Genomic DNA, 15,437 nt, shown 5'->3' on the forward strand with positions numbered 1-15,437 from the left:
CTTAGCGTACAGGTCGCCAGTTTATTGCGAAAGTGCGCGGCTGGTTGGGATTTTTTGCGGCGGCTTCAGCGTGGCGGAGTTCTGGCAAACACGAAGTTGCTTACGCGTGCCGCCCCGTAGCGTTTGAGCAAGGTGGCGATTTCATTCAGGGTTACGCCGGTGGTCAGGACGTCATCGACTACGGCGACGTGCTGGCCGCGTACCAATTCGGCAGCTTGCGGATCCAATACAAAGGCATTGCGCATATTACGTATGCGGGCGTCTGGCGCCAGGCTGGATTGCATGGCAGTTTCACGGCTGCGCGAGATAAGTTGCGGCATCAAGGGGATCGCAATGGCTTTGGACAAGGGTTTGGCAATTTCCAGCGCCTGGTTGAAGCCGCGCTCGGCCAGGCGTTGTTCGCCGAGTGGCACGGCGGCCATGATGGTGGGCAGCGAGAAACTGCGGTCCCGTAACAGTGCATCAGCGATCAATCGGGCAAACAAGGGCGCCAGTGCCAGTTGATTGCCGAATTTGAGCGCGAGTACCAGGTGGTCTATAGGCGCGCTGTAATCGCTGGCGACGATGGTCGTATCGAAGGCGCGCGGTGCGCGCAGGCAGGTGCCGCATACGCGTGGTGCGTGTTCGCCGTCAGGCAGCGGGTAGGCGCACTGGGTGCACCGTGGCGGGCGGTGGCTGAAGAATTGCGCATGGCAGGGTGTGCACAAGGCTGCCGCGCCAGCGATGCCGCAGAGCGCGCAGGACGAGGGCAGGCCAGCGGGCAGATGCCGGGCCAAACGACGAGACCAGTCAATAAAACGATAAAGCATCGCGCACACTCAGCTCCATGCGTGTAAACTTGCTCGCATTATCTCATTAGCCCGATTGCATTATTCGTGTCTTCCCTGCCGCCACAATCCGATTCCAAACTCAGTGCCCCGATCGACCTGAACCGTGTCCGTGATCTGTTCAGCGATCCCGTGCGCACGCTGGAATCAGGCTTCCTGCGGCGTGAAGTGGCGGCGCGCATGCATGAGCGGCTGGCATTGGTAAAGATTGCACCTGCCCATGTACTGGACGCCGGTTGTGGTGAAGGGGCAGACCTGACGACCTTGCAGAAGCGCTTCCCGCAAGCCGCTATGCTCGGCCTGGATGCCTCCAGCGCCATGCTGGCAGCGGCGCAAGAGAGCCAGGTGGCCGGTCTGTCGTCGATGAACCGTTTGCTGCAGCAATGGTTGCCCGCGGTGATGGGTCGTGACTCGAGCGCCAGCCTGATATGTGGGAATTTCGCGCAACTGCCGCTGGGCCTCAATGCGGTCGATCTGGTATGGTCCAACCTGGCTTTGCACTGGCATCCGCAGCCGGACCGGGTGTTCGTCGAATGGCGGCGCGTGTTGCGTCAGGATGGCCTGCTGATGTTTTCCTGCTTTGGTCCGGACACCTTCAAGGAATTGCGCGCGGCGTTTGCGGCGGCTGATGCCGAACCCCATGTGTTGCCTTTTGTAGACATGCATGATTTTGGCGATATGTTGGTAAATGCCGGTTTTTCGACGCCGGTGATGGATATGGAAACCCTGACCGTGACTTACGGTTCGGTGGAAAAGCTGATGGCAGATGTGCGTGCAATGGGCGGTAACCCGCTGGATACGCGCCGCCGCGGTTTGTTGGGCAAGCAGGCATGGCAGCGCGCGATGGATGTACTGGAACAAAGTCGTCGTGCCGATGGCAAGATTCCACTCACATTCGAGGTAATCTATGGTCATGCGTTCCGGCCAGCGCCGCGGGCGACTGCGAGCGGGGAGTCGATTATTCGTTTCGACCCGCCTAGGAAGTAAGAATAGTTATTAAATAATTATTAAAAATATATGCGGGAGACAAGCAAAATTATGGTCGCGGCAACTAAAAACAACAGGCCGCACATGCGTTTCCGGGATATTCGAAGGTAGTAAAAAGTACTGAAAATGGGAGCTGTTGTCATTTGTTTTTATACTTGATAACAAAACCCTTTCCGACTTATACTTCGACGGTTTTGCGCGAGTGCAGCTTGCTTGCGCAAGGCGTTCAGGCGGTGTGCTATGGCCAACCGAGAATGGTTATTGAAACGTAATTGTTCGATATCACCACGACAACTGATGCAGGCTTATTCAGTGTTGTGCGTGGTTTCCCTGACAATCGCGTTTTCCTTCACCTGGCGCGGTGCGTGGTACATCTTAGGTTTTGCAGTAATTGAATTAGCGGCTGTAGGGTGCGCTTTTCTTTGTTATGCACGCCATGCTACCGATTGCGAACACATAGTCCTCACCGACGATCTGTTGGTAATACATCTAATTCAAGCCGACCAAGCTCGGCACTTTAAGCTAATAAGACATTGCACGAAAGTCGATCCGCCAGCGAAGCGGCATCGATTGATAGGTCTGGAATCCTCCGGTACGCGTGTTGAAGTGGGGCGATTCCTGACAGAATACAAGAGGCGTGAGTTCATACGTGAGCTGCGTCAGGAGCTGGGGTCTGCAGTTATGCCTGGTTGTTAAAAGAATTCTTAATCATGGGCTTTTGAGGAAATCATGAAACAAGCGAAGCGCCTTCAATCTTTGATGCTTGGTGCGTCGTTCCTGGCGGCTGGTATGCCGTCGTGGGCGGTGACCGATAGTCCGGGCGGACCTGCAGTGCGTCAGCTCAATTTTCACGAACCTGTAACGCAGATCGCGGAACAAATCTATTCGCTGCACACCCTGATGCTGATCATCTGTCTGGTGATTTTCGTCGCAGTGTTTGGCGTCATGTTCTATTCCATATTCAAGCATCGCAAGTCGCTCGGCCATAAATCGGCTACCTTCCACGAAAGTACCGCAGTTGAAATCGCATGGACTGTGGTTCCTTTCCTCATCGTTATCGGGATGGCGCTGCCAGCGACCAAAACCGTGGTGGCGATGAAAGACACCTCAAATGCAGATATCACCATCAAAGCCACCGGCATGCAGTGGAAATGGGGATACAACTACCTGAACGGCGAAGGTGAGGGCATTAACTTCCTGTCCAACCTGTCCACCCCGCGTGAACAGATCGTCGACAGCACCGTAGCCAAAGGCGAAAACTACCTGATCGAAGTCGACAATCCTGTCGTTGTACCGGTCAACAAGAAAATCCGTATCGTGTTGACAGCCAACGACGTGATCCACGCGTGGATGATTCCTGCCTTCGGCGTCAAGCAGGATGCGATTCCTGGCTTCGTGCGTGATACCTGGTTCAAGGCTGAAAAGATCGGTACCTACCGCGGCCAGTGTGCCGAGTTGTGCGGTAAGGATCACGCCTTCATGCCTATCGTTGTGAATGTCGTCAGCGATGAAGACTACAAGGCATGGGTAGACGGCAAGAAAAAAGAAATGGCGGCGAATGCCGACGACCCAACCAAAACATGGACTGTGGATGAGCTCGTGCAACGCGGCGAGAAAGTCTACACAGCTAACTGTATCGCCTGCCATCAGGCAAACGGTAAAGGTGTACCTGGCAGCTTCCCGGCGCTGGATGCATCGCCTATCGTGACCGGACCGAAAGCAGCCAACATCCATATGGTGATGGAAGGTAAAGGCGCGATGCCTGCCTGGAAGCCGGTGTTGTCGGATACCGAAATTGCCGCGGTGATTACTTATACCCGCAACCATTGGTCGAATAAGGCCTCGGAAAACATCGTCCAACCAGCAGAAGTGCTGGCTGCGCGTAAGTAATAGAATCGGGAGACAGAGATGAGTACAACTGCAGTCGATCACGCACACGCGCATGACCACGCGCACGATCATGACCATGCGCACGATCATCCGCATGGCTGGCGTCGCTGGGTATTTGCGACCAACCACAAGGATATCGGTACGCTTTACCTTTGGTTCTCGTTTGTCATGTTGCTGTCAGGCGGTTTCCTGGCGATGTTGATCCGCGCCGAGTTATTCCAGCCTGGCCTGCAATTGATGCAGCCTGAGTTCTTCAATCAGTTGACCACCATGCACGGCATCATGATGGTGTTCGGCGCGATCATGCCGGCTTTCGTTGGTTTTGCTAACTGGATGATCCCGTTGCAAATCGGCGCGTCCGATATGGCGTTTGCCCGCATGAACAACTTCTCGTTCTGGCTGCTGCCACCGGCAGCGATCCTGCTGGCTGTGTCCTTCCTGGTTCCAGGTGGCGCGACTGCTGCAGGCTGGACCCTGTATGCTCCGCTGTCGACCCAAATGGGCCCTGGCATGGACATGGCGATTTTTGCGCTGCATATCATGGGTGCTTCGTCGATCATGGGTTCGATCAACATTATCGTGACCGTCCTCAACATGCGCGCACCTGGCATGACCCTGATGAAGATGCCGATGTTCTGCTGGACCTGGCTGATCACTGCCTACCTGCTGATCGCTGTGATGCCGGTGCTGGCTGGTGCGATCACCATGACGCTGACCGACCGTCACTTCGGTACCTCGTTCTTTAATGCGGCTGGCGGTGGTGACCCTGTCATGTATCAACACATCTTCTGGTTCTTCGGACACCCAGAGGTGTACATCATGATCTTGCCTGCCTTCGGTATCGTGTCGCACATCATCCCGACTTTCGCGCGCAAACAATTGTTTGGTTACGCATCGATGGTGTACGCAACTGCTTCGATTGCCATCCTGTCCTTCATGGTCTGGGCGCATCACATGTTCACCACCGGTATGCCGGTGACTGCACAGTTGTTCTTCATGTACGCGACCATGCTGATCGCGGTACCAACCGGCGTGAAGATTTTCAACTGGGTTGCAACCATGTGGAGAGGCTCGATGACATTTGAGACTCCTATGCTGTTTGCGATCGGCTTCATCTTCGTGTTCACGATGGGCGGCTTCACCGGCCTGATCCTGGCGGTGACCCCTATCGATATCCAGTTGCAGGATACCTACTACGTGGTGGCTCACTTCCACTACGTGCTGGTGGCTGGTTCCTTGTTTGCCCTGTTCGCCGGTTTCTACTACTGGGGTCCGAAGTGGACTGGTTTCATGTATAGCGAAACCCGCGGCAAAATCCACTTCTGGGGTTCGCTGATTCTGTTCAACATCACCTTCTTCCCTATGCACTTCCTGGGATTGGCCGGTATGCCACGTCGCTACGCCGATTACCCAGCGCAGTTCACCGACTTCAACATGATCGCGTCGATCGGTGGTCTGGGCTTTGGTTTGATGCAGGTGTACTTCCTGTTCGCGGTGGTTATCCCTTCGATCAAAGGTGGCGTGCCAGCAGAAGCGAAACCTTGGGATGGTGCAGAAGGCCTGGAATGGACCGTTCCTAGCCCGGCTCCTTTCCATACGTTTGAAGTTCCTCCAACAGTTAAATAAACGGAGTGGCGGGCGCAAGCCCGCTACCTTGCGATGTCGGATTTGAAGACTGAACAAAAGAAACGTAATCTGCGTACCGCCCTGATACTCGGGGTCATCGCTGCGATGTTCATGTTCGGTGTTATCGCAAAACGCTTATGGTTTGTTTAGGGTAAAGATGGATAACCAGACAGAAGACAGCGCGAACAGTAAGTTGAATGCCCAGATGTTTGGCAAGCTGGTTGTTATTGCTGTGATGATGTTTGGTTTTGGTTACTTGCTGGTACCGATCTACAAGCAGATTTGTGAAATTACAGGCGTCAATATCCTGACCTCGCAAGAGATGAAGGTAAAGCCGATCGATAATTCGCAGGTCGACAAGAGCAGGACGATTACGGTCGAGTTTGATGCAAATACGCAAGGACCATTCCGTTTCCGCCCTACGGTAAACAGCATGCAAGTGCATCCGGGTGAAATGGCCCAGATCGTGTATGAAGTAGTGAATACACAGGCACGTAGCGTAGAAGCGCAGGCGATTCCGAGTTATGCGCCGCAGCAGGCAGCAGCGCACTTCAAGAAAGTGGAGTGCTTCTGTTTCCAGCAGCAAACTCTGGAAGCCAGCCAGGCGAAGCAGATGCCAGTTGTGTTTTACCTGGATCCGGCTTTACCGAAGGATGTAAAGACAATTACCTTGTCCTATACTTTCTTTGAGATCGCAGGGCGTGAGAAGAAGGCAGAATTGAAGGAACCGGCAGTAGCAGGCTAATAGTAAAAAAAGAAGTCGGCCAGGTAGTCGAGCCGATAGTCGAAATGAAATTTATCACGTGGTCTGTGGCCTCAGATGGTCCTGACAACGTCACTATTTGAATTTTGTATTGGGAGATGGAGATGAGTGCTCAACACGCGAATGCGCCTTACTATTTCGTGCCTGGCCCGTCCAAATGGCCAGCGATAGCGGGAACTTCGTTGCTCGTGATGATGCTCGGTGCGTCGGGCTGGGTGAATGATGCGAGCTGGGGCGGGTATGCCACTTTCGCTGGTTTGCTGGGTTTCCTGGTCGTCCTGTATTACTGGTTTGGTGATGCGATTGCGGAATCCGAAGGCGGCTTGTACAGCAAGCGCATCGATGCTTCGTATCGCTGGAGCATGAGCTGGTTCATTTTCTCCGAAGTAATGTTCTTTGCTGCATTCTTTGGCGCTCTGTTTTATGCCCGCAGCATCGCGATGCCATGGCTGGGCGACCTGGACAACAAAATCCTGTGGCCTGACTTCGCAGCGCACTGGGGCAATGTCGGTCCGGCTGGTACGGTAGAACCGTTCACCACCATGGGCCCATTCTGGATCCCTACCATCAATACCGCTTTGCTCCTGTTGTCCGGTGTGACGCTGACGATTTCGCATCACGCGATTCGTGAAAACCATCGCGGCAAGACAGCTTTCTGGCTGGCAGCAACTATCCTGCTGGGCGCGATCTTCATGGGCTTCCAGGTATATGAATACATCCATGCGTATACAGAACTGAACCTGAAGCTGACTTCGGGCGTGTATGGCTCGACCTTCTTCCTGCTGACTGGTTTCCACGGCTTCCACGTGACACTGGGAGCGATCATGCTGAGCGTGGTCTTGTATCGTGTACTGAAAGGTCACTTTACAGCTGACAACCACTTCGCGTTCGAAGGCGCCGCCTGGTACTGGCACTTTGTGGACGTGGTCTGGCTCGGTTTGTATGTTGTAGTCTATTGGCTGTAAGTCACGCGGGCAGTATGCGCGGGACATGAAAAAGCCGCACTTCGGTGCGGCTTTTTTGCGATTGGGGCGGCGTGTTATGCAAGAGGCAAGCGCCCTGATGGATATCTGCTTGTATTAGCGGATGCCGGTCGGCTGGATCAGGCCAAATTTGTAGGCTAGCAAGATCAGGATAAACAGCGCGACTGAAAATCCTACGCGCATCGTCAATGCCTTGACCGTGCGATTGCTTTTACCCTTGTCCCTCATCAGGAAGAACAGCGCCGAGCCCAGGCTGCCGAGGATCAGGAGGAAAGCAATGGCGACGATGATTTTCATAGCTTTAAGGGTGAGCTTGCCGGGTTCCGGAAGACTTCTTCATCCGACGCAGGTTGGTTAGATAAAGTGACATTGTAATGCGATTCACCTTTCGATTTAGGCTTGTTCCATTTGTTGCTGCAGCGATTGCGGTGGCGCTAGGTTTGTCACTGGGACAATGGCAGACCAGACGGGCGGCCGAGAAAATTGCCATTGAACAAAAGCTCAATGAACGACAAGCGGCCGCTGCCATGAAGTTCAATGAGCTTAGTGGCTCGGCATTGAATCCCGATGACATTGAGTATCACCGCCTGCTCATCAAAGGCGAGTTCCTGCGTGACTGGCCGGTTTATCTGGATAACCGCCCGCATAATGGCGTTGCCGGGTTTTACCTGTTGATGCCATTCAAGCTGGCCGGTAGCCAGTTACACGTGTTGGTCGCGCGCGGCTGGATTCCACGCAATGTGGCAGACCGCACTAAAATGCCAGCTATTGTTACGCCGAGTGGTGAGATACAGATTGAAGGTGTGGCACGACGCGATATCGGCCATGTGATGCAATTGGGTGAAATTGATCCACCGCGTCCGCAGGCGATAGTTCAGAACCTTGACGTGACAGGATTCGCTGCTGCCAGTGGTTTGCAGATGTCACCTATCGTGTTGGAGCAATTGACGGATACCAACGATGGCCTGGTGCGGGACTGGCCGGTGCCATCGACCGGAGTAGACAAACATCGCGGCTATGCATTTCAGTGGTACGGCCTGGCTGCGATGGCTTTTATATTTTTTGTTGTGACTGGAATTCGACGTGGAACCAAATAAAAACAAGGGACGCTGGAAATTATTGGCCGTGATACTGGTGTGCGCAGCACCCATCATCCTGTCTTACTTTACCTACTACGTAATCAAGCCACAAAGCCGCACCAACTACGGCACTATCCTTGATCCGCGCAACTATCCTATGCCCAAGCTGGATGCTGTGACGCTGGATAAGAAGCCAGCCAGCCTGGAGAGCTATCAGGGTAAATGGGTGATGCTGCAAGTCAGTGGTGCCGAGTGCGAAGCATCATGCGAAAAGAAATTACACGATATGCGCCAGTTGCGCCTGGCGCAGGGCAAGGAGATGGATCGCATAGAACGCGTGTGGCTGATCACCGATGACAAGCCTATCGATACCATCCTGATCCGTGAATTCGATGGCACCAATATGTTGCGCATCAAGGGTGACGTCGTGCGTGCATGGTTGCCGGTGGATGAGGGCACAGATGTGACCGATCACATCTACATGATTGATCCGCTCGGACATTTGATGATGCGTTTCCCGAAAGACGCCGATCCGAACAAGATCAAAAAAGATTTGTACAAATTGTTAAAGGCTTCCGCAATTGGTTGATTCAGGTACCTTGTTCCAACTGGGCAGCAAGGGCGTTTTTGTCGCCTTGCTGGCTTTCGTCATCGTCTGGTCGTCGAAAGATCCGGATAAATATCGCAAGCTGGTGTGGGTCACCTTATTCCTCACCTTTGATGTGATTATGTTTGGCGCTTTCACCCGCCTCACTGATTCCGGTCTCGGTTGCCCTGACTGGCCTGGTTGCTATGGCCATGCCAATCCGCTGCAAGCGATGGAGCATATACGCGCTGCCGAGGCATTGATGCCGGATGGTCCGGTCACCGTGATGAAAGCCTGGGTCGAAATGATTCACCGCTATCTGGCGATGGGCATAGGCGTGTTGATCATTGCCATCGTCGTGATTTCTTGGCGCTTTTGGTTGCAGAGCGGCCGCACGATACATAAGTTTTCCCCGCACTTCCCGGTAGCCTTGCTGATCTTCGTCTGTATTCAGGGCGCGTTCGGTGCGTGGACCGTGACGATGAAGCTGCAACCTATCATCGTGACTATCCATCTCTTGCTCGGCATGACCTTGCTTGGCATGCTGACCTGGGTCGGCGCGCGGCAGAAGGAGCATCCACCGGTGGCTGATGCTGCCTACACTTTGCGTATCCCGGCCTTGATCGCCCTGATATTGCTGACTTTCCAGATCGCTTTGGGTGGCTGGGTCAGTACTAATTACGCGGCGCTGGCTTGCAGCGATTTTCCGCTGTGCCACGGTGCGGTGATTCCGCAAATGGATTTTGATAACGGTTTTACGCTGTGGCGCAGCCTGGGCATGACGGCGGATGGTGAATACCTGCCGTTCCCGGCACTGACGGCGATCCACTGGACGCACCGCATGTTTGCTTTTGTGGTGGCGGGCTATATTGCCTGGGTTTGCTACAAGGCTTACCGGATAGAGGGTTTGCGCACGATAGCGCGCGGCGTATTGGGTGCGCTCGCTTTGCAGATCACGATAGGAATTGCCACAGTGTCATTGAAATGGCCGCTGGCGCTGGCGGTCGCGCACAATGGTTGTGCAGCGCTGCTTGTCCTCTTGCTGGTCATGTTAAACTACAAGGCTAGAATCCCCGGTACTGCCGGGGCAAATCGTGGGCTCGTACCTGGCAGAGATACGCTGAGATGAGCTCACAGGCTGCACCCAACGACTACGCATGACTACTCTGACTGCCTCTCCGAACCGTATCGCCCAGTATTGGGCCCTGACCAAGCCGCGTGTCACGCAGCTGGCAGTTTTTTGCGCCGTGATAGGCATGTTCCTGGCAACCCCCGAGTTGCCTAGCTGGAAGATAGTCGTGTCGGCAACGATAGGTATCTGGTTGCTGGCCGGTGCGGCATTTGCGATCAACTGCCTGGTGGAACGCGAAATCGATTCACGCATGGCGCGCACTGCGCGTCGTCCCATGGCACGCGGTGAAATTACCGTACTGCAAACACTGGTGTTTTCAGGTGTGATCGGCGGTGCCGGTATGTGGGTGCTGTATAACTTCGTGAATCCTTTGACGATGTGGCTGACCTTTGCCACCTTTGTTGGCTACGCAGTGATTTACACCATCATCCTGAAACCAGCGACACCGCAGAATATTGTGATCGGTGGCTTGTCCGGCGCGATGCCGCCGGCCTTGGGTTGGGCAGCGGTGGCCAATGATTTGCCTATGCAAGCCTGGATCCTGGTACTGATCATCTTCATCTGGACGCCGCCGCACTTCTGGGCGCTGGCCTTGTATCGCCGTGACGAGTATGCGAAATCGGGCTTGCCGATGTTGCCGGTCACGCATGGTACCGAGTTCACCCAATTCCATATCTGGCTGTACACCATCGCGTTGGTCGCGACCACCATGTTGCCTTTCGCGGTCGGCATGAGCGGCTTGATTTACCTGGTGTCGGTCGCCATCCTGGATATCATTTTCGTTTGGTATGCATGGCAGGTTTATCGCCATTACACCGATATGATTGCGCGCAAGATGTTCGCTTACTCGATCATCTATCTGTCCCTGCTGTTTGCGGCCTTGCTGGTCGACCACTATCTGAGATTCTGAAAACATGCGTTTCCGTTCCCTTCTGGTAATTTGTGCCGCACTATTTGCCTTGGCTGCTTGTAGCGATAAACCCAAGCAAGTTTTCAATAACACCGACCTGACTGGTCTGGGCTATGCCAAGGAATTTTCGCTGCATGACCATAACGGCAAGCTGCGTACGCTGGCTGATTTCAAAGGCAAGGCAGTCGTGGTGTTCTTTGGCTTCACGCAATGTCCGGACGTGTGCCCGACGACCATGATGGAAATGTCGAACGTGATGAAGGCGTTGGGCCCGGATGCGGATCGCGTGCAAGTCTTGTTCGTCACGGTAGATCCTGAGCGTGATACGGCGGCCTTGCTGGCGCAATACGTACCGGCTTTCGATCCGCGCTTCCTCGGCTTGCGTGGTGATCTGGCCGAGACCGAGAAGGTCGCGAAAGAATTCAAAGTGTTTTATCAAAAGGTGCCGGGCAAGACTCCAGGCAGCTATACCGTCGATCACACAGCGGGCAGCTATGTGTTTGACCCGCAAGGTCGCATCCGTTTGTTCATCCGCCACGGTCAGGGCATAGATCCTATCGTGCAGGATTTGAAGACTTTGCTGGCGGACAAGACGTAAAGACCAGACATAAAAAAAGGCGCTCCGAGGAGCGCCTTTTTTGTTTGCTGCTACTGACTGCTTAAGCGTAAGCGGCCAGCGAGCCTTTCATTTTCTTCAGTGCGACTGCTTCGATCTGACGGATACGTTCAGCCGATACGCCGAACTCATCTGCCAATTCATGCAGGGTTGCGCCCGAACCGTCATCGTTCGCCAACCAGCGCGCTTCGACGATGCGACGTGAACGCGCATCCAGTTTGCCCAATGCATTCGACAAACCTTCGGTTTGCAGACGATCAAACTGCTGCGATTCCAGCACCTTGGTCGGTTCCTGCATATCGGAGGACAGGTAAGCGATAGGCGCAAACTTGTCGTCTTCGTCATCAGTAGGCGCTTCCAGTGCGATGTCGCGTCCGGACAGACGGGTTTCCATCTCTATGACTTCTTCCCGTTTGACGTTCAGCGTTTTCGCCAGCTCGTCGACCTGGTCCGGTGTCATCGAATCCAGACCGGTTTTGTGGCTGCGCAGATTGAAGAACAATTTGCGTTGTGCCTTGGTCGTCGCGACTTTTACCAGGCGCCAGTTTTTCAGGATGTATTCATGCATTTCTGCTTTGATCCAATGCATGGAATACGAAACCAGACGTACGCCCTGATCCGGGTCGAAACGTTTCACGGCTTTCATCAAACCGATATTGCCTTCCTGAATCAAGTCTGCGTGCGGCAGGCCATAGCCCAGATAGCCGCGGGCGATCGAGACGACCAGGCGCAGATGCGAGAGCACCAGTTTTTGTGCGGCACCCAGATCGTTTTCGTCGCGCAGGCGGCGCGCCAAAGATATTTCTTCTTCGTGCGTCAGCATAGGGAGGCGATTGACCGCCGAGATGTAAGCGTCAATATTGCCCAGCGCACCAGAAAACCCCAATGCCAGCATATTGCTGTTAGGAACTAATGCGGTTGATGCAGATACTGCTTTCATGCGTTCTCCTTGCTTAAGTTTCAGTCAGAAACCACTTGTTTCTGTGAACTAGACTACTTTGAGTAGCTATATTAGCACTCTCTTGAAATGAGTGCTAATGAGCGGTTTTTATTGAAGCGATAGCCTAAACACTATTGCTTTTTTAATCATTATTGCTCTTTTCTTACAGGGATTAGAGAGGTTTCTTGCCCAGAAGTTGCGTCCCCAAGGGCGATTTTGACGAAGATTTTCATTTCTCTTGAGAAATAAAAAAGGACCTTTTCAGGTCCTTTTTTATTTGCCGTCCGGCACCGGTGATGGCACAAGTCAGTGTGTGCTCACATGGCGGTTAATGCAGTCGTGCCAAATGCCGCTGTACAGAAAGCAGTGCACCCAGCAAACCGAGGAAGGCACTGGCTGCCAGCAGGATCAGCGTAGGGACGAGATCCAGTGGTGCGAGGCGGAACTCCGACGCATAGAGGCGAGCGAAATCAGCGATAGCCGTGTTGAGCGGATTCAAGGCCAGGGCGACCGCGATCAATGCCACGCCACCGGCGATCAGACCGAGCAAGGCACCGGTGTAATAGAACGGACGGCAGATGAAGGAGTCGGTGGCACCCACCAAACGCGAGACTTCGATCTCTTCGCGCTGCGTCATGACTTGCAGGCGGATGGTATTGAAGACCACGGCAACCACTACCACGCCAAGAGTGGTGGCGAGGAAGATCAGGATCAGGCGCATGACTTGCAGCAGCGCAGCCAGGCGCTCAACCCAGGCCGAATCCATTTGCACGTATTCGACGCCATTGAGGGCTTGCAGCTTCTCGACGATGCTCTTGATTTTCTTCGCGTCGCCATCGTTCTGGAAGCCGGTCATTTTGACGACATAGGCATCCGGCAAAGGATTGGCACCCAGCGTCGAGATGGCATCGTCCAGCCCGGTTTTGTTTTTCAGCGTACTGAGTGCTTTTTCACGCGGGATGAATTCCAGTTTGACCGGATGCTTGGCTTCTTGCGCGATACGGCGAATTTCCGGTGCGATGGCAGTGGCACGTTCGCGCGAGGTATCCATTGCCATGAAGACGCTGATTTCCGGTTCGACCGCCAGTTGCTCGGAGACCGGGCGTACGTTTTCCAGCAAAGTCATGCCGGCAAACGGCAGTGCCAGTGCAATCGACACTACCAATACATTCAGCAGGAAGTTGCCCGGGGTTTTGAACAAATGACGGAAGGCGTCGCCGAGTGCGAAGCCATGGTGTCTGAGCCAGCTATTCATGCAGGCTCCTGTACTGCTGTGCGACGCCAGCTTTCAATAATTCGGCCATGATCGAGATAAATCACGCGGGTTGCGGTATCGAGGAATTGTTCATCGTGGGTGGAGATCAGGCAGGTGACACCGACCGAGTGGAATGCTTTCAATGCATCCAGTACCTTGTTCGCGGCGGCGCGATCCAGGTTGGCGGTAGGTTCATCGGCCAGGATGATTTGCGGACGGTTGACGATGGCGCGGGCAATGGCGACGCGTTGCTGCTCACCACCGGACAAGGTAAGCGGCCCCGAATTGGCCATGTCGAGCAAACCGACTTTATCCAGCGCGGCGCGAGCCCGGCGTTCGGCATCTGGTCGGGACGCACCGCAGACGATCAGCGGCAACATCACATTGGCCAGCACGCTGCGATCTGCCAATAGGCGTTGCTGTTGGAAAATCAAACCGAGATTGCGACGCAGATAGGGCAGGCCGGAGGTCTTGATGCGGCTGATGTCGTGACCACTGACGATGACCGAACCTTCGGTCGGGCTTTCCATCGCCGCGATCAGTTTCAATAGGGTGGATTTGCCTGCGCCGGACGGACCAGCGAGGAAGACCAGCTCACCTTTGCCGACCGACAAACTGATGTCGGATAGCGCAGTGACGTTTTGCGTATATTTCTTCGATACCTGTTGGAATTCAATCATCGATATGTTTAGCCCAAGAGAGCTTCTACAAATTCCTGTGCATTAAATGGCTGTAAATCTTCGATCTGTTCACCGACGCCGATGAAATAAACCGGGATCGGGCGGGCGCGGGCAATTGCTGCCAGTACGCCGCCTTTTGCCGTGCCGTCGAGTTTGGTGACGACCAGGCCGGTGAGGCCGAGCGCATCGTCGAAAGCCTTGACCTGGGTCAGCGCATTTTGTCCGGTATTGCCATCGATGATGAGCAGGATTTCATGCGGTGCGGTGGCCATGCCTTTGGTGATCACGCGTTTGATTTTCTTCAGCTCTTCCATCAGGTGCAGCTGGGTAGGGAGACGGCCTGCGGTATCGACCATGACCACATTGGTGCCACGCGCCTGTGCCGAATGTACGGCGTCGAAGGCGACGGCAGCCGGATCGCCGGATTCCTGCGCGATGACGGTAACGTTATTGCGCTGGCCCCAGACCGTTAATTGTTCGCGCGCTGCGGCGCGGAAGGTGTCGCCCGCGGCCAGCAGCACAGATTGATGATGCGCCTGCATATGCTTGGCCAGCTTGCCGATGGTGGTGGTCTTGCCCGCACCGTTGACGCCAGTAATCATCATGACCAGCGGCTGGTGTTGACCCAGTACCAGTGGTTTCTGCAGCGGGGTCAGCATTTCCAGCAGCAGGGTGCGCAAGGCGGTTTTGACCTGCTCGGCTTCGGTCAGCTTGTCGGCTTTGACCTTGCGTTTGAGGGCATCCAGCAGGAATTGCGTGGCATCCACGCCAGCGTCTGATACCAGCAGCGCAGATTCCAGCTCTTCGTACAGGTCATCGTCGATCTTGGCGCCGACGAAGAGGGTAGTCAGGTTGGACGAGGTTTTGGACAGGCCGACTTTAAGGCGCGCCATCCACGATTGTTTTTGCTCGATCGGGGTGACGGCGGCAACGATTTCAGCCTGTACTTCGGCGGCTGGTGCTTCCGCTGGTGGTGCCGGGACGGGAGCGACAACTTCAGCGCTCACCGGAGCGACCGGCGCTTCCGGAGCGGGTGCAGGTTCCTGCGGTTTTTTCTTAAAGAAACTAAACATCTCGAGTGGAGTCAGAACAGCGGTCAGAGGCGCTTGCCGGTATGTTGCAGGTAAGCGGATACAATCGACGTATTCTATCAGAGCGAAGGT

The 15,437-nt window shown here is 54.5% G+C and carries 17 protein-coding genes; 11 read left to right on the forward strand and 6 right to left on the reverse strand.

Annotated elements, in window-relative coordinates:
- Nucleotides 1-65: 65 nt before the first annotated feature.
- Nucleotides 66-776, reverse strand: coding sequence for a phosphoribosyltransferase family protein (locus H7U06_RS03790; protein ID WP_254873121.1), 711 nt, complete (start codon nt 774-776; stop codon nt 66-68).
- A 99-nt stretch (nt 777-875) separates the two neighbouring features.
- Here H7U06_RS03790 and H7U06_RS03795 point away from each other — a divergent pair, with 99 nt between their 5' ends.
- The 6 genes from H7U06_RS03795 to H7U06_RS03820 all read left to right on the forward strand — a co-directional run bounded on the left by H7U06_RS03795 (nt 876) and on the right by H7U06_RS03820 (nt 7,058).
- Nucleotides 876-1,814: a methyltransferase domain-containing protein gene (locus H7U06_RS03795; RefSeq protein WP_175624845.1), complete on the forward strand. Its 939-nt coding sequence runs from the start codon at nt 876-878 to the stop codon at nt 1,812-1,814.
- A gap of 297 nt (nt 1,815-2,111) precedes the next feature.
- The gene (locus H7U06_RS03800) at nt 2,112-2,510 is read left to right on the forward strand and encodes a DUF2244 domain-containing protein (protein ID WP_370458602.1); all 399 of its coding nucleotides are present in this window, start codon (nt 2,112-2,114) and stop codon (nt 2,508-2,510) included.
- 33 nt (nt 2,511-2,543) lie between these two features.
- The gene (coxB, locus tag H7U06_RS03805; protein ID WP_175624847.1) at nt 2,544-3,704 is read left to right on the forward strand and encodes a cytochrome c oxidase subunit II; all 1,161 of its coding nucleotides are present in this window, start codon (nt 2,544-2,546) and stop codon (nt 3,702-3,704) included.
- An 18-nt stretch (nt 3,705-3,722) separates the two neighbouring features.
- Nucleotides 3,723-5,330: a cytochrome c oxidase subunit I gene (gene ctaD / locus H7U06_RS03810; RefSeq protein ID WP_175624848.1), complete on the forward strand. Its 1,608-nt coding sequence runs from the start codon at nt 3,723-3,725 to the stop codon at nt 5,328-5,330.
- 157 nt (nt 5,331-5,487) lie between these two features.
- Nucleotides 5,488-6,075 (forward strand): cytochrome c oxidase assembly protein, encoded by a 588-nt coding sequence (locus tag H7U06_RS03815; protein WP_175624849.1) that lies wholly within the window; start codon nt 5,488-5,490, stop codon nt 6,073-6,075.
- A 122-nt stretch (nt 6,076-6,197) separates the two neighbouring features.
- Nucleotides 6,198-7,058, forward strand: a complete 861-nt coding sequence (locus H7U06_RS03820) for a cytochrome c oxidase subunit 3 (RefSeq protein ID WP_175624850.1) — start codon at nt 6,198-6,200, stop codon at nt 7,056-7,058.
- 114 nt (nt 7,059-7,172) lie between these two features.
- Here the strand turns inward: H7U06_RS03820 and H7U06_RS03825 are convergent, their stop codons facing one another.
- Complete coding sequence (locus tag H7U06_RS03825) at nt 7,173-7,373, reverse strand: twin transmembrane helix small protein (RefSeq protein WP_175624851.1); 201 nt, start codon at nt 7,371-7,373, stop codon at nt 7,173-7,175.
- A gap of 77 nt (nt 7,374-7,450) precedes the next feature.
- Here H7U06_RS03825 and H7U06_RS03830 point away from each other — a divergent pair, with 77 nt between their 5' ends.
- From H7U06_RS03830 to H7U06_RS03850, 5 genes are read left to right on the forward strand one after another with little or no spacing between them, the layout of a single operon-like run.
- Complete coding sequence (locus tag H7U06_RS03830; protein ID WP_175624852.1) at nt 7,451-8,173, forward strand: SURF1 family protein; 723 nt, start codon at nt 7,451-7,453, stop codon at nt 8,171-8,173.
- A complete protein-coding gene (locus tag H7U06_RS03835; RefSeq protein ID WP_175624853.1) occupies nt 8,160-8,744 on the forward strand; it encodes a cytochrome C oxidase subunit I in 585 nt (194 codons plus the stop codon). The genes H7U06_RS03830 and H7U06_RS03835 overlap by 14 nt, the downstream gene beginning before the upstream one ends.
- Entirely contained in the window at nt 8,737-9,870 is a 1,134-nt protein-coding gene (locus tag H7U06_RS03840) for a heme A synthase (protein ID WP_175624854.1), read from the forward strand. The genes H7U06_RS03835 and H7U06_RS03840 overlap by 8 nt, the downstream gene beginning before the upstream one ends.
- A gap of 28 nt (nt 9,871-9,898) precedes the next feature.
- Entirely contained in the window at nt 9,899-10,783 is an 885-nt protein-coding gene (gene cyoE / locus H7U06_RS03845; RefSeq protein WP_175624855.1) for a heme o synthase, read from the forward strand.
- Nucleotides 10,784-10,787: 4 nt separating this feature from the next.
- On the forward strand, nt 10,788-11,381 hold the full coding sequence (locus tag H7U06_RS03850; RefSeq protein ID WP_175624856.1) for an SCO family protein: 594 nt from the start codon (nt 10,788-10,790) through the stop codon (nt 11,379-11,381).
- Between the two features lie 61 nt (nt 11,382-11,442).
- Here the strand turns inward: H7U06_RS03850 and rpoH are convergent, their stop codons facing one another.
- From rpoH to ftsY, 4 genes are all read right to left on the reverse strand, one after another.
- Nucleotides 11,443-12,339 (reverse strand): RNA polymerase sigma factor RpoH, encoded by an 897-nt coding sequence (gene rpoH, locus H7U06_RS03855; RefSeq protein ID WP_175624857.1) that lies wholly within the window; start codon nt 12,337-12,339, stop codon nt 11,443-11,445.
- A 328-nt stretch (nt 12,340-12,667) separates the two neighbouring features.
- Nucleotides 12,668-13,594, reverse strand: a complete 927-nt coding sequence (ftsX, locus tag H7U06_RS03860; RefSeq protein WP_175624858.1) for a permease-like cell division protein FtsX — start codon at nt 13,592-13,594, stop codon at nt 12,668-12,670.
- Complete coding sequence (locus H7U06_RS03865; RefSeq protein ID WP_175624859.1) at nt 13,591-14,274, reverse strand: cell division ATP-binding protein FtsE; 684 nt, start codon at nt 14,272-14,274, stop codon at nt 13,591-13,593. The genes ftsX and H7U06_RS03865 overlap by 4 nt, the downstream gene beginning before the upstream one ends.
- An 8-nt stretch (nt 14,275-14,282) precedes the next feature.
- The gene (gene ftsY, locus H7U06_RS03870) at nt 14,283-15,347 is read right to left on the reverse strand and encodes a signal recognition particle-docking protein FtsY (RefSeq protein ID WP_175624860.1); all 1,065 of its coding nucleotides are present in this window, start codon (nt 15,345-15,347) and stop codon (nt 14,283-14,285) included.
- Nucleotides 15,348-15,437 lie beyond the last annotated feature (90 nt).

Source organism: Herminiimonas sp. Marseille-P9896 (genome assembly GCF_903993245.1).
GTDB classification, from domain to species: domain Bacteria; phylum Pseudomonadota; class Gammaproteobacteria; order Burkholderiales; family Burkholderiaceae_D; genus Oxalicibacterium; species Oxalicibacterium contaminans.

Excerpts from the sequence above, each read along its gene's own strand:
- H7U06_RS03815 (WP_175624849.1), top strand. The coding sequence starts at position 5,488 with ATGGATAACCAGACAGAAGACAGCGCGAACAGTAAGTTGAATGCCCAG.
- coxB (WP_175624847.1), top strand. The coding sequence starts at position 2,544 with ATGAAACAAGCGAAGCGCCTTCAATCTTTGATGCTTGGTGCGTCGTTC.
- ftsY (WP_175624860.1), bottom strand. The coding sequence starts at position 15,347 with ATGTTTAGTTTCTTTAAGAAAAAACCGCAGGAACCTGCACCCGCTCCG.
- rpoH (WP_175624857.1), bottom strand. The coding sequence starts at position 12,339 with ATGAAAGCAGTATCTGCATCAACCGCATTAGTTCCTAACAGCAATATG.
- ctaD (WP_175624848.1), top strand. The coding sequence starts at position 3,723 with ATGAGTACAACTGCAGTCGATCACGCACACGCGCATGACCACGCGCAC.
- H7U06_RS03825 (WP_175624851.1), bottom strand. The coding sequence starts at position 7,373 with ATGAAAATCATCGTCGCCATTGCTTTCCTCCTGATCCTCGGCAGCCTG.
- ftsX (WP_175624858.1), bottom strand. The coding sequence starts at position 13,594 with ATGAATAGCTGGCTCAGACACCATGGCTTCGCACTCGGCGACGCCTTC.
- H7U06_RS03830 (WP_175624852.1), top strand. The coding sequence starts at position 7,451 with ATGCGATTCACCTTTCGATTTAGGCTTGTTCCATTTGTTGCTGCAGCG.
- cyoE (WP_175624855.1), top strand. The coding sequence starts at position 9,899 with ATGACTACTCTGACTGCCTCTCCGAACCGTATCGCCCAGTATTGGGCC.
- H7U06_RS03865 (WP_175624859.1), bottom strand. The coding sequence starts at position 14,274 with ATGATTGAATTCCAACAGGTATCGAAGAAATATACGCAAAACGTCACT.
- H7U06_RS03850 (WP_175624856.1), top strand. The coding sequence starts at position 10,788 with ATGCGTTTCCGTTCCCTTCTGGTAATTTGTGCCGCACTATTTGCCTTG.
- H7U06_RS03800 (WP_370458602.1), top strand. The coding sequence starts at position 2,112 with ATGCAGGCTTATTCAGTGTTGTGCGTGGTTTCCCTGACAATCGCGTTT.
- H7U06_RS03820 (WP_175624850.1), top strand. The coding sequence starts at position 6,198 with ATGAGTGCTCAACACGCGAATGCGCCTTACTATTTCGTGCCTGGCCCG.